This window comes from Kribbella sp. NPDC059898, from assembly GCF_042730855.1.
Classification (GTDB): Bacteria; Actinomycetota; Actinomycetes; order Propionibacteriales; family Kribbellaceae; genus Kribbella.
Window position 1 is genome coordinate 81949 of sequence record NZ_JBHWKR010000019.1, and the last position, 22974, is coordinate 104922.

The window sequence follows — 22974 nt, forward strand, 5'->3', positions numbered from 1 at the left end:
GGCCCGCATGGCTTTCGTCCCCGCGCAGGAGTTGTCGGCTGGGTTCTACGAGGACGTGGTGGCCCCGGTTCTCGGCAGCACAGGCCATGCGGCCGGTTTGCTGGGCTGGGGATCCGATGTGCTCGGCTACGACACCTCACGCTCGATGGACCACGACTGGGGTCCACGGCTGGTCGTGCTGGTCGACGAGCCGGAGACGGTCCGCAAGCAGATTGAGGCGGTGCTGCCGGACGAGTACCGTGGCTACCCGGTCCGGTTCGGGTCGTCTGTGCATGCCGTGGAGCACCGCGTGACCGTGGCGCGGCTGGGCGACTGGCTGCGCGGACACCTCGGCTTCGACGCGTCCGAGGGCATCGGTCTGGACGACTGGCTGGTCACACCGCAGCAGCAGTTCCTCGGTGTGGTGAAGGGACACGTGTACGCCGACGACGGCCGGCTCGCACCGGTGCGTACGGCGCTGGCGTGGTACCCGGACGAGATCTGGCGATGGCTGATGGCCTGCCAGTGGACCCGGATCGCGCAGGAGGAGCCGTTCATGCAGCGGACTCACGAGGTCGGCGACGAGCTCGGGTCCCGGATCGTCGCGGCCCGGCTCGCCCGCGAGGTGCTGCGGCTCGCGCTGCTGCAGTCCCGGACGTACGCGCCGTACACGAAATGGCTGGGTACGGCGTTCGCCCGGCTGGGGCATCCGGACGGGCTCGACCGGGCGCTCGCGGAGACGGTTGCCGCGGGCAACTTCGCGGACCGGGAGCGGGCGCTGGTCACGGCGTACCGGCTGGTTGCTCTGCGGCACAATGCGCTCGGGATCACGGCCGAGCTGGACCCGGAACCGCGGCCGTTCTTCGACCGGCCGGCCTTGGTGCTGGACGCCGCGCGGTTCGCCGAGGCCTCTCACGCGACGGTGTCGGACCCGCGGCTGAAGCGCGTCGGCCCGATCGGGTCGATCGACCAGTTCGTGGACAGCACCGACGTACTGAGCAATCCGTCCGCCTATCGCCGGCTTGTGGAGGTCTTCCAGTGACGTTGTCGAAACACACGATCAGCTCGGTCACGACGGTGCAGCTCGGGTACGAGTACCTGCGGACCGTCGGGCGGAACTCGTTCCTCGGCAGCCACGGGAACGGCGGCAGCGTCACGGCGTACGTCGTGGAGACGGACCGCGGCGCGACCGGCTGGGGGCTGCCGCTGTCGGACGGGGACCCCGGGCCGCTGATCGGACGGCCGCTGGTGGAGCTGATCGATCCGGAGCGCGGGGTGCTCGACCCGGCGGCGGAGTTCCTCGACTACCCGCTGCACGACCTGGCGGCGCGGATCCTCGAGGTGCCGGTGTACGCGATGATCGGCGGCGCCGGGTCGCCGCGGGTGCGGTGCTACAGCGGCGGCATCTACTTCGACGACCTGGACGGCGGGCCGGCCGCGATCCGCGCGAACCTCGCGCAGGACCACGCGTTCGGGTTCCGCGACTTCAAGCTGAAGATCGGGCGCGGCCACCGCTGGATGGATCCGCGGGAGGGCTTGCGGCGTGACATCGAGGTCACCCGGCTGACGCGTGAGCTGTATCCCGACGCGGCGATCCTGGTCGACGGCAACGACGGCTTCACACTCAACGGCCTTTTCGAGTACGTCGACGCGGTCGCGGACTGCGGCCTGTACTGGATCGAGGAGCCGTTCCCGGAACGCCGCCCCGACCTGCAGGCGCTGCGCGAACACCTGCACGACAGCCCGATCCGGATCGCCGACGGCGAGTACGACCCGAACGTCGAGCACGTCCTCGCACTGGCAGCCGAGGGCCTGGTGGACGTAGCCCTCATGGACGTCATCGGCCACGGCCTCACCGCCTGGCGCCGAACCATGCCGCTGCTCCAGGCCGAGGCCTCACCTCACGCCTGGGGCCTCCCACTCAAAACCCTGTACGCGGCCCACCTCGCTGCCGGCCTCGGCAAGACCCCCATCATCGAAGGCGTCCCCGGCCCCAACGCTTACACACTCGAGGACGGCTACGTCGTCTTGTCGGAGGAGCCTGGGTTCGGCCTCAAACCAGGGTAGAGCGCTGTCAGCGAGGCTCGGTACCACTTCACGCTCTGCTGGAAGACGGACTGGAAGAGGTTACTGAACAACGAGAAGCGGAAATCCCAGCTGCACAGCTCCCAGCTGTAGTCCGGTATGTCCAGAGCCTTCCAGTAGTGCCGTAGGAGGTCGGCTGCGTCGGCTTGGCGGGACGGGAGTGCGCTGAGCGAGTAGGCGAGGTCGTGGGGTGCCAGGCCGGGTTTCAGCTCGGACCAGTCGATCACCTTGGGCCGCGGGTCTCCGGCGGTGAAGAAGACGTTGCCCAGGAAGTGGAAGTCGCCGTGGATCAGCGTGAGGTGCTGACGGCCGGCGACGCGTGCCTGGAACTGTGGCTCCCAGCTGGCGAGTACCTCGTCGAGAACCGCGCGCTCTGACCGCTCGAGCTCCGTGGTCCGGGCGAAGAACTCGTCGGCTGCCTCGCGAACAGCCAGGGCGTGGCGGGTGATCACGTCCGGCGGCCAGGCCTGTGCGGAGCTCGTCACCGAGGCCTCGAACTCCGGTGTGTCGGTGCAGTTCCAGAAGTGTGCGTGGACCCCGGCGATGACGTCGATCGCGCCGTACAGCTGCTCGTCCGACACCGCCGTACCGACCACGCGGTAGCCGGTCTGCGCGAGGTCTTCGGTCAGCAGCAGTACTGCGTTGCCTGTGTCGTGCGCGCCCAGGTACTGCGGAGCTGGATGTGACCAGCCCGGAGCAAGCTGCTCGAAGAACTGCACCTCACGGCGGGCCGCAGCGACCCCGTCCCCGGTGGCCAGCTTGGCGATCACCGTGAGGTCAGCACCGGCAGTACGCACCTGCAGCCGGGCAACGTCCGCAGCCGAGGCCGCGAAGGTCTCCAGCACGTCAAGACCGCGCACAGGCGTACCCAAGGCGGCGCCTACGTCGCCGGCTGTGAAGCTCACGCCTGACCGCGTTCCGGCAGGTTCTCCAGGTACTTCGCTACCTGGCCCAGCGCCTTCTTGTCCGCCCAGGACCACGAGGGCGCCGGTGTTGACGGACCGTCGTACGGGAGGTCGGCGTAGTGCGCCTGCAACTCACCCAGGCGAACAGCCAGGCCCGCGCGCGTCTCGGCGTACGCAGGGTCGTCAGCCACGTTCGTCAGCTCGGCAGGGTCCTTGTCGAGGTCGTACAGCTCCCACTCAGACTCGAACAGGCGGTCCGACGAGCCCGGTACGCCCAGACCGGCGCCGTAGTAGTGGATGAGCTTGTAGTCCTTCGTCCGTACGCCGTAATGGGCCGGAGCATGGTGGATCGGGTCGTCGTGCTCCCAGTACCGGTAGTAGACGGCGTCCGGCCAGTCGGAGACCTCCTCGCCGCGCAGCAGCGGCAGGAAGCTCCGGCCCTGCGACGTTGGGAGCGCCGACGCCGCGTCCAGGCCGGCCATCTCCAGGAACGTCGCCGCGAAGTCCACGTTGGTGACCATCTCGTCGCAGGTGCTGCCGGCCGGGATGACCGACGGCCAGCGGATCATCATCGGCATCTGCAGCGACTCGTCGAACATCAGCCGCTTGTCGAACCACCCGTGGTCGCCGAGGAAGAAGCCCTGGTCCGACGTGTAGACCACGACCGTGTTCTCCGCCAGCCCTTCGGAGTCCAGTACGTCGAGCAACCGGCCGACGTTGTCGTCGATCGACTGCACGCACTGCAGGTAGTCCCGCAGGTAGCGCTGGTACTTCCACCGCATCCGCGCCTCCCGGTTCTCCTGCCCGCGCAGCTCGTCCGGGAGCTTCTCGTTCAGCTCCTCCGCGGCCAGGTCGTCGGCAACGGACATGTGGACGCCGCGGACCGCCTGGCTGCGGGTGCTGTGGTCGTCGAACAGCGTGTCCGGCTCCGGGATCGAACCGACCGGGTAGAGGTCCTTGTGCTTCTCGTCCGGCACCCACGGCCGATGCGGTGCCTTGTGGTGCACCAGCAGCAGGAACGGGCGTTCCGGGTCCCGCTGCCGGATCCAGTCGATGCTCTGGTCCGTGACGATGTCGGTCGCGTACCCGGGCACCGTCTCGGCGCCGTCCGGCCCAATCATCAGCGGGTCGACGTACTCACCCTGCCCGGGGAACACCCGCCACGCGTCGAAGTTCCGCGGCGCGGACGCCGGCTGCTCACCGAGGTGCCACTTGCCGAACAGCGCGGTCTGGTACCCGGCCTCCTGCAGCACCTCCGCGATCGTCGGCACCCGGTAGTCGATCTCGGTCCAGATCGACGCGACCCCGTTCACATGGCTGTACGTGCCGGTCAGGATCGACGCCCGCGACGGCGAGCAGATCGAGTTCGTGCAGTACGTCGCGTCCATCCGCACACCTTCCCGGGCCAGCCGGTCCAGATTGGGAGTGCTGTTGACCCTGCTGCCGTACGCCGAGATGGCGTGCGCCGCGTGGTCGTCGGACATCACGAAGACGATGTTCGGAGTCGGCATCTCTGCACGATAGTTCACCCGGTACCGGAGATGGACAACGGTTTCCACCGGGCCGCCTGCTGGCGTAGGTTTACCGGTCATGGCCATGTTCGACCTTTCCCTCGACAAGCTCCGCGAGTACCGGCCCGAGGTGGCCGTGCCCGCCGACCTGGTCGACTTCTGGCGCCGATCGATCGAGAAGGCGCGCACCGACGACCTGTCCGCCACGTTCACCGCGATCGACAACAAGCTCGCGGTCGTCGACACCTACGACGTCACGTACGCCGGCTTCGGCGGCACCCCGGTGAAGGGCTGGCTGCACGTGCCGGCCGGCGCCGAGGGTCCGTTGCCGACGGTCGTGCAGTACCACGGCTACAGCGGCGGCCGCGGGCTGCCGCACTCGACCACCCTCTGGGCGCAGGCCGGGTACGCGCACTTCGTGATGGACACGCGCGGCCAGGGCTACAGCCAGGGCGGCTTCGACAGCACCCCGGACGACACGCCGTACGCCGGTCTCAACCACACGCCGGGGTTCATGACCGCGGGCATCACCGACCCGGAGACGTACTACTACCGCCGCGTGTACATCGACGCGGTCCGGGCGCTGGAGGCCGCGAAGGCGTCGCCGTTCGTCGACCCGGCGAAGCTGGCCGTGAGCGGCGGCAGCCAGGGCGGCGGCATCTCGATCGCGGCGGCCGGCCTCGCGCCGCTGGCCGGGATCGACCTGGTCGGCTGCGCTCCCGACGTACCGTTCCTCTGTCACTTCCAGCGGGCGCTGCAGATCACCGACAAGGACCCGTACGGCGAGATCACCCGGTACCTGAAGGGGTTCCGGCAGGACGTCGACACCGTGCACAACACGCTGAGCTACTTCGACGGGGTGAACCTCGGCGCGCTGGCGACGGCGCCCGCCCTGTTCTCGGTGGCGCTGATGGACGCGACCTGCCCGCCGTCGACGGTGTTCGCCGCGTTCAACAGCTACGGCAGCGAGCAGAAGCAGATCGAGGTGTACCAGTACAACGAGCACGAGGGCGGGCAGACGTACCAGCAGGCCGTCCAGCTCGACTGGTTCGCAGAGATCTTCGGCTGATCGCCTGCCGTTCGTCCGCCGGACCGCTCGACCCCCTAGTGTGGTCGGCATGCTCGGACTACCTACGGGGATCCAGGCCTGCTTGTTCGACCTGGATGGCGTGCTCACCGACACGGCTGCCGTCCACGCTGCGGCGTGGAAAGAAATGTTCGACGAGTTCCTCCGCGAGTATTCGGCGCAGCACGGCATCGAGTTCGTGCCGTTCGACGCCCGCGCGGAGTACGACGCGTACGTGGACGGCAAGCCGCGCGCCAGCGGGGTCCGGGACTTCCTGGCCGCGCGGCACATCACACTGCCGGACGGCGACCCGGACGACCCGCCGTCGGCGATGACCGTGAACGGCCTCGGGAACCGGAAGAACGAGGCTGTCCAGCGGCGGATCCGGACCGAGGGCGTGCACGTCTTCGAAGGCTCCCGGCGGTACCTCCAGGCCGCCGTCGAGGCGGGCCTGCGGCGAGCGGTGGTGTCGTCCAGCGCGAACACCCGCGAGGTGCTCGACGTCACCGGTCTGGCGCAGTACGTCGAGGAGGTCGTCGACGGCGTCACGATCCGCACCGAGGGCCTGAAGGGCAAGCCCGCGCCGGACACGTTCCTGGCCGCGGCCGAGCGGTTCGGGATCGAGCCGTCCGCGGCGGCCGTCTTCGAGGACGCGCTGGCCGGCGTGTCCGCGGGCCGCTCCGGGCACTTCGGGCAGGTGGTCGGAGTCGACCGGGTCGGCCAGGCCGCCGACCTGAAGACCCACGGCGCCGACGTCGTGGTCAAGGACCTCGCGGACCTGCTGGAGGAGAAGTGATCGATCGAGGCCACCACCCGGTCGAGCCCTGGCGGCTCCGCGAGACCCGGCTGGCGATGGACAAGCTGGCCCAGTCCGAGTCGCTGTTCGCGTTGTCGAACGGCCACATCGGCCTGCGCGGCAACCTCGACGAGGGCGAGCCGTACGCGATCCCCGGCACCTACCTGAACTCGTTCTACGAGCAGCGCCCACTCCCGTACGCCGAGGCCGGCTACGGGTACCCGGAGTCCGGGCAGACGCTCGTCGACGTCACCAACGGCAAGCTGATCCGGCTGCTCGTCGACGACTCGCCGTTCGACATCCGGTACGGGTACCTGACCAAGCACGAGCGCTCGCTCGACTTCCGCAGCGGCATCCTCGAACGCGACGTCGACTGGACCTCACCCGGCGGCAAGCGGATCAAGGTCCGGACCCGCCGCCTGGTCTCGCTGACCCAGCGCGCGGTCGCGGCGATCGAGTACGTCGTGGAGCCGGTCGACCAGCCTGCCCGGTTCGTGATCCAGTCCGAGCTGGTCGCCAACGAGACGCAGCCGAAGCTGTCCGACGACCCGCGGGTCGCCGCCGTACTGGACAACCCGCTGCACCCGGTCAGCCACGACGGCGGCGAGCACGGGACCGTACTGATCCACCGCACCAGCCGCAGCCGGCAACTGATGGCGGCGGCGATGGCGCACGAGGTCGACACCTCGGTGCGGTACGCGATGGACCAGGACGTCCGTGAGGACTGGGCGCGGACCACGGTGATCTGCCAGCTGCAGCCGGGCGAGAGCCTGCGCGTGGTGAAGTACCTGGCGTACGGCTGGTCTAGCCTGCGCTCGGAGACCGCGATCCGGGACCAGGTCGCGGCCGCGCTCGCGAGTGCCCGGTTCTCCGGGTGGGACGGGCTCACCAAGCAGCAGGTCGAGTTCCTGGACGACTTCTGGGACGGCGCCGACGTCGAAGTACAAGGCCATCCCGAGCTCCAGCAGGCGGTGCGGTTCGCGCTCTTCCACGTGCTGCAGGCCGGTGCGCGGGCCGAGCGGCGGGCGATCCCGTCGAAGGGTCTGACCGGTGCCGGGTACGACGGGCACACGTTCTGGGACACTGAGGGCTTCGTGCTGCCGGTGCTGACCTACACGATGCCGGACGCGGCCGCCGACGCGCTGCGCTGGCGGCACTCGACGTTGCGGATGGCGAAGCAGCGGGCCGAGGAACTGGGCTTCAAGGGCGCGGCGTTCCCGTGGCGGACGATCCGCGGCCAGGAGTGTTCCGGCTACTGGCCGGCCGGTACGGCGGCGTTCCACATCAACGCGGACATCGCCGAGGCGGTGATGCGGTACTACCGGGCCAGCGCCGACGACGACTTCCTCGACGAGGTCGGGCTGGAGCTGCTCGTCGAGACCGCCCGGCTGTGGATGTCGCTCGGCCACCACGACCGCGACGGCCGCTGGCACCTGCCCGGCGTGACCGGCCCGGACGAGTACAGCGCCGTTGCCGACGACAACGTTTTCACGAACCTGATGGCGGCCCGCAACCTGCGGTCCGCGGCCGGGATGGCGGCGAAGTTCCCGGCCCGGGCACGCGAGCTGGACGTCGACGCCGAGGAGGAGGCGTCCTGGCGGGACGCGTCGGCTGCCGTGTACGTGCCGTACGACAAGGACCTCGGCGTCCATCCGCAGTCCGAAGGCTTCACCGGGTACGCCGTGTGGGACTTCGAGGGCTACAAGGACAAGTACCCGCTGCTGCTGCACGCGCCGTACTTCCAGCTGTACCGCACGCAGGTGGTGAAACAAGCCGACCTGATGCTGGCGACGTACTGGTGCGGTGACGCCTTCACCGACGAGGAGAAGGCGCGGAACTTCGACTACTACGAGCGGCTGACGGTGCGGGACTCGTCGCTGTCGGCGTGCGTGCAGGCGGTGATGGCAGCCGAGGTCGGGCATCTGGACCTGGCGTACGACTACGCGTACGAGGCCGCGCTGATCGACATGCGGAACCTGCACCACAACACCGGCGACGGGCTGCACATGGCCTCGCTCGGCGGTGCGTGGAGCGCGCTGGTGGCCGGGTTCGGCGGGCTGCGCGATCAGGAGGGCATGCTGTCCTTCGACCCCGCGCTGCCGATCGGGCTGGCCGGGTTGAGCTTCACGGTGCGGTGGCGCGGCGTACGGCTGAAGGTGGAGATCGATCCGGTCGCGGTGAAGTACAGCGTGCACGACGGGCCGGACGCGTCGATCACGTTCCGGCACGCGGGCGAGGAGATCACCGTCGCCGCGACCCAGCCGGTCGTCCGGACACTGCGGAAGCGCCGCCCCCTGCTGCCCCGGCCGCCGCAGCCGCCAGGCCGTGAGCCACGGCCGGCGATGGCGGTCAACGAGGACGGCTGAGGACGGTCAGTTCTTGCTCTTGGCGGCCAGTGACTCGGCGGTCCCGACCAGCATCACGGACGAGATCACCGCGACGACGAAGCCGAGCACGTTCAGTTCGAAGATGCCGCCGGTGCCGAGGATGCTCGCGATCGTGCCGCCGATCACCGAGCCGGCCAGGCCGAGCAGCAGCGTGGCGAGCAGGCCGAGCTTCTGCTTGCCGGGGGTGAACAACCGGGCGAGTGCACCGATGATGAGACCGGCGATGATGAAGCCGAACATGGCTGGGATCCTCCGAGGTGTCGAACGGTATGCCCCAAGTCTCCCGGCGGGACGCCGCCCGCGGCAGTGGAGTTTCCCCTGACCGAACCCGGACCCGACCCCTGGTGCTCCTGGAAACACTGTCCGGACGAGACCGTAGGCTCGGGGCGTGACTGTTCATCAGCTGTCGAAACGCGACGCCAGACGATTGGCCGTGCGCGCGCAGCTGCTCACCCGCGAGCGCCCGGCCGACCTCTTCGACGTGGTCCGGGGGCTGAACGCGGTCCAGCTCGACCAGACGGCGTACGTCGCTCCGAACGCGGACCTGGTCGCCTGGAGCCGGCTCGGATCGTCGTACGACCCGGCCGAGCTGGCCGACGCGCTCGCGTCGCTGGAGCTGCTCGAGCTGCGCGGGTTCGTCAGACTGCCCGAGACGCTGGCGTTGTACCGGGCGGAGATGGACGCCTGGCCGACTGACGGCGAGCCGCTCGACTGGCAGGAGTACCGCCGCGACTGGGTCCGGGCGAACGAGGGCTGCCGGATCGACATCCTCGAGCGGCTGCGCCAGGACGGCCCGCTGGTGATGCGCGAGCTCCCCGACACCTGCGTACGGCCGTGGAAGTCGAGCGGCTGGACGAACAACCGGAACGTCTCGCAGCTGCTGGAGTTCATGATCCAGCGCGGCGAGGTGGCGATCGCCGGCCGCGACGGCCGGGACCGCCTGTGGGACCTGGCGTCCCGCGTCTACCCGGACGATCCGCCGGTGCCGATCGCCGAGGCGGTCCGGACCCGGGACCGGCAACGCCTGACCTCGATGGGCCTGTTGCGCGCGAAGGGCCCGGCCTGCCCGGGCGAGCCGCTGGACGCGGGTGAGGCGGGGGAGCGGGCCGTGGTGGACGGCGTCCGCGGCGAGTGGCGGATCGACCCGGAGCTGCTCGACCAGCCGTTCACCGGCCGGACCGCGATCATCTCGCCGCTCGACCGGCTGGTGTACGACCGCAAGCGGCTGACCGAGATCTTCGAGTTCGACTACCAGCTGGAGATGTACAAACCGGTCGCGAAACGGCGCTGGGGGTACTTCGCGCTCCCGATCCTGCACAACGACCGCCTGGTCGGAAAGCTCGACGCGATGTCCGACCGCAAGGCCGGCATCTTCCGCGTCGACGCCATCCACGAGGACGAGCCGTTCTCGAAGACCCTGAACACCGCCGTCCACCGAGAGCTCCGCGACCTCGCGACCTGGCTTCGGCTGGAGCTGGTCATCGCCTGAGGCCTGCGAGCCGCGGCTCAGACGACGATGAGCGGCAGGGTGGGGTCGAGCTTTCGCAGGTCGCCTGGGTCCGAGGTGACGACCGGACAATGCCCGAGGTGCTGGGCGCAGATCGCGACGCAGGCATCCACGACATCCGCTGTGCCCGATCGGCCGAGCAAGGCGCCGATCTCGAGGGCGGCCGCGTAATCGAGACTCTCGAAACGCAGCGCGGAGTCGGCGAGAAACCTCCGCAGGTTCGCCTGCCGACCGCCCTCGCGGACGACCTGGGCGACGACCGGTGCCGGTATGACGACGGACGCGTCCCGCGCCCGGGCCGCGACGAGTAGCTGCTGAATCCTGACCGAGCGCCGTTCGACCGCGATCAATGCGCCGGAGTCGAGCACGAGTGCTTTGTTCACGCCGCGCTGTCGCCCTTGGCGCTCACGGCCTGCTCGCCGAACGCTCGGTCCAGTTCGCGTTCTGCCCAGGACTCGTCGTCAGTGGTCGGTGCGCCGCGGTCCGCATTCCATTCGGCGAACAGCGCATCCATGACGACTCCAGGTGCGAGACGCGAGGCGATGTACGACGACACCGACCTCGCCTCGCCACGTTCCACCGCGGACTTGATCGTGTCGATCAGGTCCTCCGGCAGTGTGATCGAGATCTGACGAGTCTTACTCATGATTCAATCATAGTGGACTGATGAGTCGGCTCGTCGATCGAAAGACTCCTCATGCTGAGCGTGCACGATGTGGGCGTCCGGGCCGGGGAAGAACAGCGTGTCGGTGTCGGTGTCCGACCAGTGCACGCGGTACGGCGGTGCGCCGTTCGGGTCGGGCACTTCGACGATCTGCCCCTCGCGCCGGTGCGCCGCCAAGTGACTGCTCTCCACGACAACCTGGTCACCAGCTACGGCTTTCACCACACCCACCTCCTTCACCACCCAGCTTGGTCCCGCCGTCAACGGATGTCTACGGTGAGCCGACCTGAGCAGCGCGGTCAGTTCGGCAGCGTGACCGTGGCCGTCGTGCCGCCGGTGGGGGCCGAGGTGAGCGTGATCGTGCCGTGGTGGGCGCGGGTGATCTCGCGGGCGATGGACAGGCCGAGGCCGGAGCCGCCGCTGGCCCGGGAGCGGCTGGTGTCGAGCCGGACGAACCGTTCGAACACGCGCTGCCGTTCCTCCTCGGGGATCCCGTCGCCGTCGTCCTCGACCGTGATCACCGCGGCGCCGTCCTGCTCGGAGGTCGTCAGCCGGACCGTGCTGTGCGCGGCGCGGGCGGCGTTGTCGACGAGGTTCCGCAGTACCTGACTCAACCGCGCCGGATCGCCGGTCACCCGGACCGGGTGGACGTCGCCCTTGACCGTCAGCTCGGGCTTCGAGCTGCGCAGCCGCTTGATCTCCGCCTCGACCAGGTCGTCCAGGTCGACATCGGTCTGCCGCATCCGGATCCCGGTGTCGTCCGCCTTCGCGAGCAGCAGCAGGTCCTCGACGAGCTGGCGCATCCGGTCGGTCTCGGTCTCCATCACCTGCCGCAGCTCGCGCCACGCCTTCCCGGAGGTGTCCGCCTCGATCACCTCGAGCGCGGCGGTCAGCGTGGCGAGCGGCGACCGCAGTTCGTGGCTGGCGTCCGCGACGAACGCCCGCTGGGTCGCCTGCCCGGTCTCGAGCCGGTCGAGCATCTCGTTCATCGTGACCGCGAGCCGGGCGATCTCGTCCCGCGTCTCCGGCACCGGGACCCGCTCGGTCAGGTCCCGGCTGCCGATGCCCTGCACCCGGGAGCGGATCCGCTCGACCGGCCGCAGCGCCTGCCCGATCATCAGCCACCCGGCGACTCCGACCACGAGCAGCAGCACCGGGAACCCGATCAGCAGGTACTGCGACACCGTCGACACGGTCTGCCGCTGCGTCTCCACCGACGACGCGACCACCACCGTGTACGTCGTACCGTGGTATTCCGCGCCCTGCGCCACGATCAGGAACGAGTGGTCGTCGTCGATCAGCGGCATCTCGCCGACCTCGGCCCGCAGCAGCGCACCGGCCGGCGGGCGCAGGTCGGTGAGCGGCGAGTTGTCGACCCGCGACGACGAGGCGGCGACGATCTTCCCGCTCGGGTCCAGGACCTGGATGAGCTGGCTGGCGCGGGTGGTGTTGGCGAGATCCGCGCCGAGGCCGTTGGTGCCCTCGGTGCTGACCTGGCGGGCGACATCGGCGACCCGGCCCTCGGCGGCGTCGGAGACCTCGGCGATCAGCGCCCGCTGGAGGAGCAGCAGCAGCGCGGCGGCACCGATCAGCAGCGCGACCGCGACCACGATCACGGCGGCAGCGGTCGACCGGCTCCGCACGCTGGCCTGCCGGAGGCCGCCCGCGGTCCGGTACCACCCGTCAACGCGACGTCGCACGACCGTGCTCACCCCACCAGTTTCGCAGGTCCGTCCTCAGCTGGGTCTCAGCCGCCCTCGGGGTTCATCCGGTAGCCCATTCCGCGGATGGTCTCGATCGCGTGCCGCGCGAACGGCGTGTCGATCTTCTTCCGAAGGTACCGGACGTACACCTCGACCACGTTCGGGTCGCCGTCGAACGCCGGGTCCCAGACGTTTTGCAGGATCTCGGTCTTGCTGACGGTGTCGCCGCGGTGCCGCATCAGGAACTCCAGCAGCCCGTACTCGCGCGGCGTGAGGGTGATCTCCCGCCCGTTCCGCTCCACCCGCCGGCGGGCGACGTCCAGCGACAGGTCGCCGGCGGTCAGTACGACGGGACGCTCGGGGCCGCCGCGCCGGATCAGCGCGCGCAGCCGGGCGACCAGGACCAGGAAGCTGAACGGCTTCGTCAGGTAGTCGTCGGCGCCCAGGTCGAACGCGTCGGTCTGGTCGTACTCGCCGTCCTTCGCGGTCAGCATCAGCACCGGCGTCCAGATCCCGCGGGCCCGCAGCAGTTCGAGTACGCGGTACCCGTTCAGCTTCGGCAGCATGATGTCGAGAACGATCACGTCGTAGCTGTGCTCGGTGGCCGCCCAGACCGCGTTCTCTCCGTCGTGCACCAACTCGACCACGAACCCGGCGTCGGTCAGCCCGCGGTGGACCGTGTCGGCCAGCCGCAGTTCGTCCTCGACCATCAGCACTCGCATTCCGACAGTGTCACTGGCGAGCACTGAGAGTCCGCTGAGAGGTTCCCGGATTGACGGCCCGGACCGCCCCGCCTAGCGTTGTCGAAGCGCTTCGACAATCCTCTGGAGGCCGGCAACCATGAAGTTCACCGACGGGTACTGGCAGCTCCGGCCCGGGTTCAGCCGGCTCCGGCCGGCGGCGGTCGAGAGTGTCGAGGCGGGGGACCGCGAGCTCACCGTGTACGCGCCCGCCCGGCGGATCGAGCGCCGCGGCGACACGCTCAACCAGCCGCTGTTCACGATCACGTTCAGCTCCCCGGCGCGCGGGGTGATCGGCGTCCGGATCGCGCATCACGTCGGCGGTCTGCCAGGACATCCGGCGTACCGGCTGAACACCGACGACCGGCATCCGGTGAAGGTGGAGGTCGGTCCCGCCGAGGCGCGGCTGACCTCGGGGGAGCTGAGCGTCATCGTCGGGCTCGACGGGGCGTGGGACGTCCGCTTCGAGCAGGACGGGCGGCCGTTGACGAATTCGGGGGAGCGGAGCGTCGGGCTGGTCACCGATGCTGACGGCCGCCGGTACGTCCACGAGCAGCTCGCGCTGAGCGTCGGCGAGACGATCTACGGCCTCGGCGAGCGGTTCGGCCCGCTCGTCAAGAACGGTCAGATTGTCGACAGCTGGAACGCGGACGGCGGTACGTCGAGCGAGCAGGCGTACAAGAATGTGCCGTTCTACCTGAGCAGCAAGGGGTACGGCGTACTTGTCGACAATCCTGCGATGGTCTCGTTCGAGGTCGGCTCGGAGGTCACGTCCCGCAACCAGTTCAGCGTCGAGGGCGAAGAGCTCCAGTACTACGTGTTCGCCGGCCCGACCCCGAAGGACGTACTGCGCCGGTACACCGGGCTCACCGGCCGCCCGGCGCGGGTGCCCGCGTGGTCGATGGGGTTGTGGCTGTCGACGTCGTTCACCACGGACTACACCGAGGAGACGATCACGTCGTTCGTCGACGGGATGGCTGAGCGCGACCTGCCGCTGAGCGTGTTCCACTTCGACTGCTTCTGGATGCGCCAGTTCCACTGGTGCGACTTCCTCTGGGACCCGATCGCCTTCCCGGACCCGGAGGGCATGCTGCGCCGGCTGAAGGACCGTGGGCTGCGGATCAGCGTGTGGATCAACCCGTACATCGCGCAGCGCTCGGTGCTGTTCGACGAGGGCCGCCGGCTCGGGTACCTGCTGAAGCGCCCGGACGGCTCGGTGTGGCAGTGGGACCTGTGGCAGGCCGGGATGGCGATCGTCGACTTCACCAACCCGGACGCGACCGCCTGGTACCGCTCGAAGCTGCAGGCGCTGCTCGACATCGGCGTCGACTGCTTCAAGACCGACTTCGGCGAACGCATCCCCACCGAGGACGTCGCCTGGTACGACGATTCGGACCCGCAGCGGATGCACAACTACTACGCGCAGCTCTACAACGCGGCCGTCTTCGACCTGCTCGAGGAGAACCGCGGCGCCGGCGAGGCCGTACTGTTCGCGCGATCCGCAACGGCCGGCGGCCAGCAGTACCCGGTGCACTGGGGCGGCGACTGCGAGTCGACGTTCGAGGCGATGGCCGAGTCGCTCCGCGGCGGCCTGTCCTTGGCCGCGTCCGGCTTCGGCTACTGGTCCCACGACATCGGCGGCTTCGAGGGCACCCCCGACCCGGCGATCTTCAAGCGCTGGGTCGCGTTCGGCCTGCTCTCGTCCCACTCCCGCCTGCACGGCTCCTCGTCGTACCGCGTCCCGTGGGCCTTCGACGAGGAGGCGGTCGACGTCCTCCGCAAGTTCACCAAGCTGAAGCTGTCGCTGATGCCGTACCTACTGACGGCCGCCGAGGAGGCCCACACGGACGGCGTACCGATGATGCGCCCGATGATCCTGGAGTTCCCGGACGACCCGGCCACCGCCTACCTGGACCGCCAGTACATGCTCGGCCCCGACCTCCTGGTCGCCCCCGTAATGAGCCCCACCGGCGAAGTCTCCTTCTACCTCCCCGCCGGCACCTGGACCTCACTCCTCACCGCCGAAACCCACACCGGCCCCACCTGGCTCCACCAAACCCACGCCTTCGATTCCCTCCCACTCTTCGCCCGCGAAGGCTCCCGCGTTCTCGGCTACGAGGTGGCGCCGGTATAACGCCGTACCCCTAACCTCCACAGGAACAGGGCTGCTGACGTGAAGCCGGCGCCGAGGAGGACGGCGGTGATCAGCACGCCTGGGTCGGGGCCGCGGGTGAGAGCCAGAGCCGGCCAGGTGGTGAGGGCCGCGACCGGGAACCCGAACGTCAGCAGGCGCCGGAGCCAGCGGCCGTAGATGTCGACCGGATAGCGGCCGGTCTCCCAAGCGGCAGCATGCAGTACGCCGAGGCTGAGCCGTGGTGCCCAGAACGCCAGCGCCGCCAGGACCACCGAGGTAGCCCAACCGATCAGCAACCCGATCACGGTCAGAGCCAGCCATCCGGCCACGGCGGCCGGCGATGGAACCGTCCCCAGTTTGTGCAGTCCGGCGGCGATCACGCAGATGCCGAGCAGACCTTGGATCAAGGCAAGCGGCGCATGCCGGGTGCACGTCGCGAGCACGACTGTGCTCGCGGGCCTGAGCAGGTACGCATCGAGCCGGCCATCGCGGATCTGTTGTGCGAAATCGGACAGGCTCGGGTCCAGGAACGTCGCCCGGAGGCCGGTGATGAGCGCATAGGTGCCGGTGAGGGTCAGTACCTGACCGGCCGTCCATCCCGCGAGCAACCCGGTGCGCGCGAACACGATGCCGACCGCGGAGAGCGACGCGGTCAGTTGCACGAGCGCCAGCAGGGCGTCGAACATCAGATTGGTCCGGTAGGCCAGGGCCTGCCGCGCCGAGAGCGAGAACGCGGTACCGAACAGCCGCACGACTGTCATCACGCACCCACCGTGCTGTAGCGGCGGACGCCGAGCCGCCACGCAGCGACCGCACAGGCGCCCAGGACCACGAGCCACCCCGCCGAGACCGCATAACCTGCGGAGGCAGCGGCGGGCGTCAGCGTCCCGGTGGCCAGCTCGGCGGGAAAGCCGAGCATCGAACGGAACGGCAAGACCTGGGCAACGGTCCGCAAGGGATCGGGCAGCATGGCATTCGGCGCCGCGGAGCCGCCGAGAAGGAAGATCAACACGGTGCCGAAGGCAACCACTGCGTGAACCCGCTCGGTCCAGAAGGCAGCCATTGCCAGTGTCCAGACGAACAGGAAGTGCAGGACAGCCGCGAGCACGAGCGCCGGTACGGCGACCAGGACCGCCAGCGGCGCGAAGCTCACGCCGGAGGTGAGCCCTACGACCGCGAGCAAGGGGAGACCGAACAGGAACATCCAGAAACGGATCGCGAGGTTCTCACCGAGCGGTCCGATCACCGCGGGCTGCGGACGGAGGAGGGCGGCGGCTACCGTGCCGCTGTAGATCGACTGCGCGAACGTGTGGTTCTCGAACGACGCGGTCAGCAGTGTCACACAGATGACCGCGAGGTAGTAGGTGGCGACGCCGGAGCCGGCGCCGGGGACGTGCCGCCAGAGAAAGAGGCCGAGCAACGGTGCTACCGCCTGCCCGAGGACCAGTGTGACGATGAACCACCAGGCGCCCGACCAGCCGATGACCTGACGCCAGATCTCCAGCCGTATCAGTCGGAGGAGGCGGCTCACGACGCGAGGTCCGTCGTACGGCGAAGGCTCCGGTAGGCCTGATCCATCACGCTTTCCAGCGACGGTTCCTCGACGGACAGATCCACGACAGCGAACCGCGCCAGCAGACGTGCGGTGCCGGCCGGCACCTCGTCCCGCCCGATCCGCAGCAGCCACTGGTGCCCGTCCCGCTGCAGCACCTCGCCGTACGGTGTCAGGTCCGGATCGTCGTCGGTCAAGGTCACCCGGATCAGCTTGGCCGGCGCGAAGAGCGAGCTCAGCTCGTCGCGCCGGCCGTCGAAGGCGATCGTGCCGTCATCCACGAGGATGAGCCGTGGACACAGTGATTCGACGTCGGCCATGGTGTGACTGGTCAGCAGTACGGTCGCGCCGGTCCGGGCAGCGTACTCCGCGAGGAACGTCCGGATGGTCCGGGCCGCCGACACGTCGAGCCCGATCGTGGGCTCGTCGAGGAACAGCACCCTCGGGCGGTACACCAGCGCGAGCGCGAGACCGGCCCGCATCCGCTCACCGAGGCTCAGCGCGCGGACCTGACGTCGCAGGATGCCGTCGAGGTCGAGGAGCTCGCCGAGCTCGGCCAGGTTGTGCTCGAACTCGGCGTCATCGATGGCGTAAAGCACCTGCTGGTAGTGGAACGAGTCCATCACGGTGAGCTCCGGCGCGTCGCCGATCGGCTGGCTGCCCCGGATCAGGGCGATCTCACGGAGGTAGTGGTTGCGTCGCCGCCACGGCGTCTCCCCGAGGACGTGGACCTGGCCGCCGGTCGGGTGCAGGATTCCGGACAGGATCTTCAACGTCGTCGTCTTGCCCGCGCCGTTCCGGCCGAGGAATCCGACGACCTGTCCGGCCGGGATCTGGAAGCTGATGTTGCGGACCGCGTGGACATCGCGGTGCTCTCGGCGTACCAGGGCACGGGCCGCGGCGACGAGCCCGCCGTCGCGCACCGGTACGTGGTAGGTCATCGACAGGTCGTCCACTTCGACGGCATCCATGCTTAAAGTTTATCGTTGAAGTATCGATTGACTGTTTGCCTCGGAGCGACTTAGGAGTGCTGTGGCGAAAGCCTCAAGCGGTGCGTCAAGGACTGTGCGCGGGGTAGTGCTCGCCCGTGAGGCCGGCATCTCGGTCCAGCAAGTGCGGAACTACGAGGAGGCCGGGCTGTTGCCTCCGGTACGTCGCTCCGCGGCCGGATACCGCGAGTTCGACGAATCGCATCGGCACGCGCTGACGGCCGCGCGGGTGCTGGTGCGCGCGTACGGCTGGGACACCGCCGCGTCGGTTCTGGCGGCAGTGCACCGCGACGATCTGCGGACCGCGGTGGCGCGTCTCGACGAAGCCCACGCTGCTCTGCACCAGGAACGCGAGCGGATCCAGCAGGCACTCCGGGCGTTCGAGATCGTGGTCACCCATCCGCTGGATGCGGACCCGCGGATGGCCTCCGCGCTCGAGCAGATCGCCAGGCAGGGTGCTCCGCTGCGGGTCGGTCAGTTGGCGAGTCTGCTCGGCGTACGGCCGTCGGCGTTGCGCTTCTGGGAACGCTCAGGGTTGATCCACCCGGTCCGCGAACGAGCCACCGGCTACCGCAGGTACGACGTCGGCGCCGCCCGGGACGCGCATCTCGTCCGTCTGCTCCGCGAGGGCAACTTCCCGATGCGGATCATCCGCGCCGCACTCGACGAGATGCACTCGTCACCGGACGGCCGCCCGGAACGCGTCGGCAGTGAACTCAACCGCCGCGACGCCCAACTTCACCACCGCAGCCTGGCGCGACTTCGCGCCGATGCGGCATTGGTCAGCTACCTGGACTGGCGTGCTGCAAGCTTTCCAGGATGACGTCCGGTGTGGAGAACACCGCGTAGAGGGTGTGAGTGCCGGGGCGTTCGCTGAGGGTGACGGGGATCGGGGCGAGGGCGCTCGTGGGTGGGATCTCCAAGGTGCCGAGGAGGTCGCCGTGGTGGGGGTCGTCGAGGCGGAGTTCGATGGTGGCCGGCCGGTTGGTGGGGTTGGCTGCGCGGGCGTGGAGGGTGGCGGTGGGCACGAGTACGTCGTCGAACGCCAGCCAGGCCCGGGGTTCCAGGGAGATGACCGCGTCGCCGGGTTCGTGGGGTGCCGCGGTCAGGGTGATCGCGCAGTGGTCGTCGAAGGTCGCGGCGGGCAGCTGGGCGAGGGTGCGCGGCGGGATGTCTTCGCCGCGGACGTCGAGCGTCGTGGTGAGGCGGAGGTCGGTGCTGGAGCGGCCGACCATGATCGTGTGGCGGGCGGTCTCGACGCAGCGGCGGTTGCGGGTGACGTCCCAGAACCCTAGGTCGGCGATGGAGAGGGTCAGGCTGACCTCGGTGGATTCGCCGGGCTGAAGTGAGACTCGGCGGAAGCCGCGAAGTTGGCGGAGCGGTTGCTTGACTCGCGAGTGTTGCTGGCGGGTGTAGAGCTGGGCGAGTTCGGTGCCGGAGCGGTCGCCGGTGTTGGTGACCGTGAACGTGACCTGGACCTCCGCGTCCGACGGTTCGCTCAGCCGCAGGTCGCCGTACGCGAAGGTCGTGTAGCTGAGGCCGTGGCCGAACGGGTAGAGCGGTGCACCGCGGAAGTACAGGTACGTCGCGTCCGTGGAGATGATGTCGTAGTCGAAGAGGCCGGGGAGGTCCGCGGCCGAGTGGTACCAGGTCTGCGTGAGGCGGCCGGACGGGTCGTGGTCTCCGAGCAGTACGTCGGCCAGTGCGTGGCCGTACTCCTGCCCGCCGTGCGCGGACCACAGGATCGCAGGCAGGTGCTCCTGCGCCCAGCCGATCGCGAACGGGTAGCTGCTGCTCAGCACGAGCACGGTCCGCGGGTTGGCCGCGTGCACCGTGCGGATGAGGCGGTCCTGGGCGGGTGGGAGGTCGAGGCTGTCGCGGTCCTCGGTCTCCCGGCCGTTCACCAGCGGGTGGTTGCCTACGACAACGATCGCCACGTCGGCCCGGGCCGCGAGCCCGGCGGCCGCGGCGGCGCCGTCGACGACCACGTCCAGCTCGAAGGCGGTCCCGTCGACGCCGAGTCCGACGGTGCCGTCGGCTCTGACCTGGACGAATCGGTCGGAGTGCAGGTGGCGGATCAGCAGGCCGGCGGCCGTGCGGACCAGGCCGAAGGTCTGCTTCACCTCCCAGCCGTTGGGTCCGGGCTGGTCGGCGACCAGGGCGCCGTCGTCGGTGACGCTCAGGTGCCGGCCGTTCCGCACCGACCGCAACGCCGTCGCATCGCCGCCCCAGTCGAACAGGTCGAACTCGCCGGCGGTGGTGCTCGCCCGCAGTACGGCGTCCGCGTCGACCTCCAGGTAGGACGACGTACTCGCGACCCGCAGCGTGATCCGGTCGACGCCTTCGCAGTACTCGACGTGCTCCAGGCGCTCGGCGATGCCGTCCCTGGCGGTGACCTGATACGGCAGCGTGCCGGCGTACCAGTCCTCGGAGAGGGTGCCCGCGAGCGGGCCGACGACGGCGACGTGGGTGGACGGGGTGAGGGGCAGAAGTTGGCCGTCGTGCTTGAGCAGGACGATCGACTGGCAGGCCGCGTCCTGGGCGAGGCGCCGGTGGGCGGGGCAGTTCACGAGGTCGGGGCCGAGGTCGCGGTACGGGTCGCTGTCGTCGAACTCGCCCAGGCGGAAGCGGATCGCGAGGGCTCGCCGTACGGCGGTGTCGACGTCGGTGATCGTGAGGAGGCCGCGGTCGAGGGCCGCGGTCAATCGGTCGACGGTGGGGGCGGCGTCGGTGCCGTCCTGGGTGAAGCTGTCCACGCCGGCCCTGAGGGCGGCGGCGTACGCGGCTGGTCCGTCAGGGAGGTAGCGCTGGAGGCCGAAGAGGTTGCCGGGTGCGTACGCGTCGCTGACGACCAGGACCTCGTTGTGGGTCCAGGTCCGCAGTACGTCGTTGATCAGCGGGGTCACGTGGGCGGGGCGGCCGTTCACCAGGTTGTACGACGGCATCACAGCGACCGCGGCGCCTGCCTGGATCGGGGCTTGGAAGGCGGGCAGTTCGTAGTCGTGCAGGACCCGCGGCGGGAGGTTGCTCGACGTCGTACAGCGGTCGGTCTCGTTGTTGTAGGCAAGGAAGTGCTTCAGAGTCGGCGCGGTCTTCAGATACGCCGGGTCGTCGCCTGCCAGACCGTTTCCGTACGCGGTCGCGATCACGCCAGTCAGCCAGGGATCCTCGGCGTACCCCTCCTCGTTGCGGCCCCAGCGCGGGTCGCGGAGCGGGTTCACGACCGGCGCCCACACGTTCAGTCCGACGCCGGCCGGGTCCTTGCGGTGGAAGACGCGGACCTCGTCGCCGACGGCGGAGCCGACCGCCCGGACGAGTTCCGGGCTCCAGCTGGTGGCCAGGCCGATCGCCTGCGGGAAGACCGTCGCTGGACCGTGCCAGGCGACACCGTGCAGCGCCTCGGTGCCGGTACGAAAGGCGTCCACGCCGAGCCGGGCGATTGGCGGCTGGTACTGGTGCAGCATCGCGATCTTCTCGTCCGGGGTGAGCCGGGCGAGCAGGTCGCCGATCCGGTCGTCGAGCGACCGCGACGGGTCGCGGAACGGGTGCTGCGGATCTGGAGCGCTCATCGGCGATCGACTCCACGGGCTGTGCGCCGAAGCTCTCCTGCCCGGCGAACGGATAATCGAAGCGCTTCGACAGTTGGGCGTGCACAGAGGGTCGCATCCCACACCCACCCGGTCAAGACCTCACCACGCCCCGGCCGGGGGCGGTGCGGGGTGCGGGCTGAGATGGTCCGGCGGGGCAGGGTCAGGAGCTGGGGAGGTGGCCGGTGGTGAGGGGGGTCAGGGCTTGGGCGGTGGCGCCTAGGGGAGTGGCAGTGGTGGGGAAGGTGGAGGGGACGATGGTGCAGCCGCCGGCGTCGGGGGCGATGGTGGATTCGTGGAGGGCCTGGTCGATGGCTGGGGTCAGGTGGGTGGCCAGTAGGGCGTAGGCGCCGCCCAGGACAACCGCCTCGGGGTTGAGGAGGTTCACGATTGCCGCGATGCCGTGGCCCAGGTGGGTGCCGGCGTCGGTCAGGGCGGTGGTGACGGTCGGGTCCGCGGCGTCGGCGCGGCTGATCAGCGTGTCGAGCTGGTGCTGCGGGTCATCGTCGATGGTGCCGTCGACCCGGCTGAGGATCGCCGGCAGGCTCGCGAGCGCCTCGAGGCACCCCCGCCGCCCGCACCCGCACAGCGGCCCGTCCGGTAGCACCCGCAGGTGGCCGATCTCCCCGACGTACCCGAGATGCCCCTGGAGCGGACGCCCGTCGGTGATGATCCCCGCGCCGACGCCGGTATCCCCGGTCAGCTGGACCAGGTTGGCGGCCCCCGCCAGCGGCCCGTACAGATGCTCGGCCAACACCCCCAGCGAGGCATCGTTCTCGACCGTCACCGGAATGTCCGGCCGCCCGAGCGCCGCGGCCAGCTCGGCACGCAGCGGCACATCCCGCCACCCGAGCCCAGCAGCGAGTACGACGCTCCCCTCGCGGTTCACCAGCCCCGGTACGCCGACCGTGATGCCGAGGATCCGCCGCCCCGACGACTGCACCGCGGTGACCGCCCGCCGAGCCAGCGCCGCCAGAGCAGCGATCGTCTTCGCCGGCCCGGCGTCGACGCCCGGCCCGGCCCGGTGCCAGCGCAGGACCTGCTCGCCCGCCGTGTCACAAGCGAGCGCGGTCAGCCCGCGCGCGCTCACCTCGAGCCCGATCGTCGCGTACGCCGACCCGTCGAGCACCAGGAGCGTCGCCGGACGGCCGACGTGGTTCTGGGTCTGCTGCGTCTCGCGGACCAGCCGGCGATCGAGCAGTTCGCCCACGATGCTCGTCACGGTCGCCTTGTTGAGCCCGGTCCCGGCGGCGATCGCGGCCCGTGAGCAGGGCGCCGTACGGCGCAGGTGCCCGAGCACCGCGGCCAGGTTGGTGGCGCGAATGTCGGTGTGGTCCGCGGTCTGTGTGCTCAAGGTCCGTCCCGTCGG

At 69.7% G+C, this 22974-nt stretch carries 21 protein-coding genes; 8 read left to right on the top strand and 13 right to left on the bottom strand.

What is annotated here, in order from left to right; genetic code table 11:
- The first annotated feature begins 7 nt into the window (after positions 1 to 7).
- Both ACFV9C_RS39225 and ACFV9C_RS39230 read left to right on the top strand, forming a co-directional pair.
- Positions 8 to 1021 (top strand): DUF4037 domain-containing protein, encoded by a 1014-nt coding sequence (locus tag ACFV9C_RS39225; RefSeq protein WP_380202072.1) that lies wholly within the window; start codon positions 8 to 10, stop codon positions 1019 to 1021.
- Positions 1018 to 2046, top strand: a complete 1029-nt coding sequence (locus ACFV9C_RS39230) for an enolase C-terminal domain-like protein (RefSeq protein ID WP_380202074.1) — start codon at positions 1018 to 1020, stop codon at positions 2044 to 2046. The genes ACFV9C_RS39225 and ACFV9C_RS39230 overlap by 4 nt, the downstream gene beginning before the upstream one ends.
- Here the strand turns inward: ACFV9C_RS39230 and ACFV9C_RS39235 are convergent.
- Both ACFV9C_RS39235 and ACFV9C_RS39240 read right to left on the bottom strand, forming a co-directional pair.
- Positions 1998 to 2969: an aminoglycoside phosphotransferase family protein gene (locus ACFV9C_RS39235; protein ID WP_380202076.1), complete on the bottom strand. Its 972-nt coding sequence runs from the start codon at positions 2967 to 2969 to the stop codon at positions 1998 to 2000. The two genes, ACFV9C_RS39230 and ACFV9C_RS39235, sit on opposite strands and share 49 nt — an antisense overlap.
- Positions 2966 to 4480 (bottom strand): sulfatase, encoded by a 1515-nt coding sequence (locus ACFV9C_RS39240; RefSeq protein ID WP_380202078.1) that lies wholly within the window; start codon positions 4478 to 4480, stop codon positions 2966 to 2968. Before ACFV9C_RS39240 ends, ACFV9C_RS39235 begins: the two co-directional genes overlap by 4 nt.
- A 79-nt stretch (positions 4481 to 4559) precedes the next feature.
- Between ACFV9C_RS39240 and ACFV9C_RS39245 the strand changes: the two genes are divergently transcribed.
- Genes ACFV9C_RS39245 through ACFV9C_RS39255 form a run of 3 tightly spaced genes read left to right on the top strand, consistent with a single transcriptional unit; the run spans position 4560 to position 8708 of the window.
- Positions 4560 to 5549 (top strand): acetylxylan esterase, encoded by a 990-nt coding sequence (locus tag ACFV9C_RS39245; protein ID WP_380202080.1) that lies wholly within the window; start codon positions 4560 to 4562, stop codon positions 5547 to 5549.
- 49 nt (positions 5550 to 5598) lie between these two features.
- Complete coding sequence (locus tag ACFV9C_RS39250; protein ID WP_380202082.1) at positions 5599 to 6342, top strand: beta-phosphoglucomutase family hydrolase; 744 nt, start codon at positions 5599 to 5601, stop codon at positions 6340 to 6342.
- Positions 6339 to 8708 carry a glycoside hydrolase family 65 protein gene (locus ACFV9C_RS39255; RefSeq protein WP_380202084.1) on the top strand — a complete coding sequence of 790 codons (2370 nt, stop codon included), beginning with the start codon at positions 6339 to 6341 and terminating at the stop codon, positions 8706 to 8708. The genes ACFV9C_RS39250 and ACFV9C_RS39255 overlap by 4 nt, the downstream gene beginning before the upstream one ends.
- A 6-nt stretch (positions 8709 to 8714) precedes the next feature.
- Here ACFV9C_RS39255 and ACFV9C_RS39260 read toward each other — a convergent pair whose 3' ends face one another.
- On the bottom strand, positions 8715 to 8969 hold the full coding sequence (locus tag ACFV9C_RS39260) for a GlsB/YeaQ/YmgE family stress response membrane protein (protein WP_380202086.1): 255 nt from the start codon (positions 8967 to 8969) through the stop codon (positions 8715 to 8717).
- 148 nt (positions 8970 to 9117) lie between these two features.
- Here ACFV9C_RS39260 and ACFV9C_RS39265 point away from each other — a divergent pair, with 148 nt between their 5' ends.
- Entirely contained in the window at positions 9118 to 10218 is a 1101-nt protein-coding gene (locus ACFV9C_RS39265; RefSeq protein WP_380202088.1) for a DNA glycosylase AlkZ-like family protein, read from the top strand.
- 17 nt (positions 10219 to 10235) lie between these two features.
- Here the strand turns inward: ACFV9C_RS39265 and ACFV9C_RS39270 are convergent, their stop codons facing one another.
- From ACFV9C_RS39270 to ACFV9C_RS39290, 5 genes are all read right to left on the bottom strand, one after another.
- The gene (locus ACFV9C_RS39270) at positions 10236 to 10619 is read right to left on the bottom strand and encodes a hypothetical protein (RefSeq protein WP_380202090.1); all 384 of its coding nucleotides are present in this window, start codon (positions 10617 to 10619) and stop codon (positions 10236 to 10238) included.
- Positions 10616 to 10882, bottom strand: a complete 267-nt coding sequence (locus tag ACFV9C_RS39275; protein ID WP_380202092.1) for a hypothetical protein — start codon at positions 10880 to 10882, stop codon at positions 10616 to 10618. Before ACFV9C_RS39275 ends, ACFV9C_RS39270 begins: the two co-directional genes overlap by 4 nt.
- A gap of 3 nt (positions 10883 to 10885) precedes the next feature.
- Entirely contained in the window at positions 10886 to 11143 is a 258-nt protein-coding gene (locus ACFV9C_RS39280) for a DUF1918 domain-containing protein (RefSeq protein WP_380202094.1), read from the bottom strand.
- A gap of 56 nt (positions 11144 to 11199) precedes the next feature.
- Positions 11200 to 12207: a sensor histidine kinase gene (locus ACFV9C_RS39285; protein WP_380202168.1), complete on the bottom strand. Its 1008-nt coding sequence runs from the start codon at positions 12205 to 12207 to the stop codon at positions 11200 to 11202.
- Between the two features lie 440 nt (positions 12208 to 12647).
- Positions 12648 to 13325, bottom strand: coding sequence for a response regulator transcription factor (locus ACFV9C_RS39290; protein WP_344187609.1), 678 nt, complete (start codon positions 13323 to 13325; stop codon positions 12648 to 12650).
- 118 nt (positions 13326 to 13443) lie between these two features.
- On the opposite strand from ACFV9C_RS39290, the gene yicI reads away from it, so the two are divergent.
- Positions 13444 to 15477 (top strand): alpha-xylosidase, encoded by a 2034-nt coding sequence (gene yicI, locus ACFV9C_RS39295; RefSeq protein WP_380202096.1) that lies wholly within the window; start codon positions 13444 to 13446, stop codon positions 15475 to 15477.
- Here yicI and ACFV9C_RS39300 read toward each other — a convergent pair.
- Genes ACFV9C_RS39300 through ACFV9C_RS39310 form a run of 3 tightly spaced genes read right to left on the bottom strand, consistent with a single transcriptional unit; the run spans position 15456 to position 18000 of the window.
- Positions 15456 to 16238: an ABC transporter permease gene (locus ACFV9C_RS39300; RefSeq protein ID WP_380202170.1), complete on the bottom strand. Its 783-nt coding sequence runs from the start codon at positions 16236 to 16238 to the stop codon at positions 15456 to 15458. The two genes, yicI and ACFV9C_RS39300, sit on opposite strands and share 22 nt — an antisense overlap.
- Positions 16238 to 17008: an ABC transporter permease gene (locus ACFV9C_RS39305; RefSeq protein WP_380202098.1), complete on the bottom strand. Its 771-nt coding sequence runs from the start codon at positions 17006 to 17008 to the stop codon at positions 16238 to 16240. The genes ACFV9C_RS39300 and ACFV9C_RS39305 overlap by 1 nt, the downstream gene beginning before the upstream one ends.
- Positions 17005 to 18000: an ATP-binding cassette domain-containing protein gene (locus tag ACFV9C_RS39310; RefSeq protein ID WP_380202100.1), complete on the bottom strand. Its 996-nt coding sequence runs from the start codon at positions 17998 to 18000 to the stop codon at positions 17005 to 17007. The genes ACFV9C_RS39305 and ACFV9C_RS39310 overlap by 4 nt, the downstream gene beginning before the upstream one ends.
- Positions 18001 to 18094: 94 nt before the next feature.
- Between ACFV9C_RS39310 and ACFV9C_RS39315 the strand changes: the two genes are divergently transcribed.
- Positions 18095 to 18841 carry a MerR family DNA-binding transcriptional regulator gene (locus ACFV9C_RS39315; protein ID WP_380202102.1) on the top strand — a complete coding sequence of 249 codons (747 nt, stop codon included), beginning with the start codon at positions 18095 to 18097 and terminating at the stop codon, positions 18839 to 18841.
- Here ACFV9C_RS39315 and ACFV9C_RS39320 read toward each other — a convergent pair.
- Positions 18801 to 21587, bottom strand: coding sequence for a glycoside hydrolase family 3 C-terminal domain-containing protein (locus ACFV9C_RS39320; RefSeq protein WP_380202104.1), 2787 nt, complete (start codon positions 21585 to 21587; stop codon positions 18801 to 18803). The genes ACFV9C_RS39315 and ACFV9C_RS39320 overlap by 41 nt on opposite strands.
- A gap of 181 nt (positions 21588 to 21768) precedes the next feature.
- Positions 21769 to 22959, bottom strand: a complete 1191-nt coding sequence (locus ACFV9C_RS39325; protein ID WP_380202106.1) for an ROK family protein — start codon at positions 22957 to 22959, stop codon at positions 21769 to 21771.
- Positions 22960 to 22974: the final 15 nt, after the last annotated feature.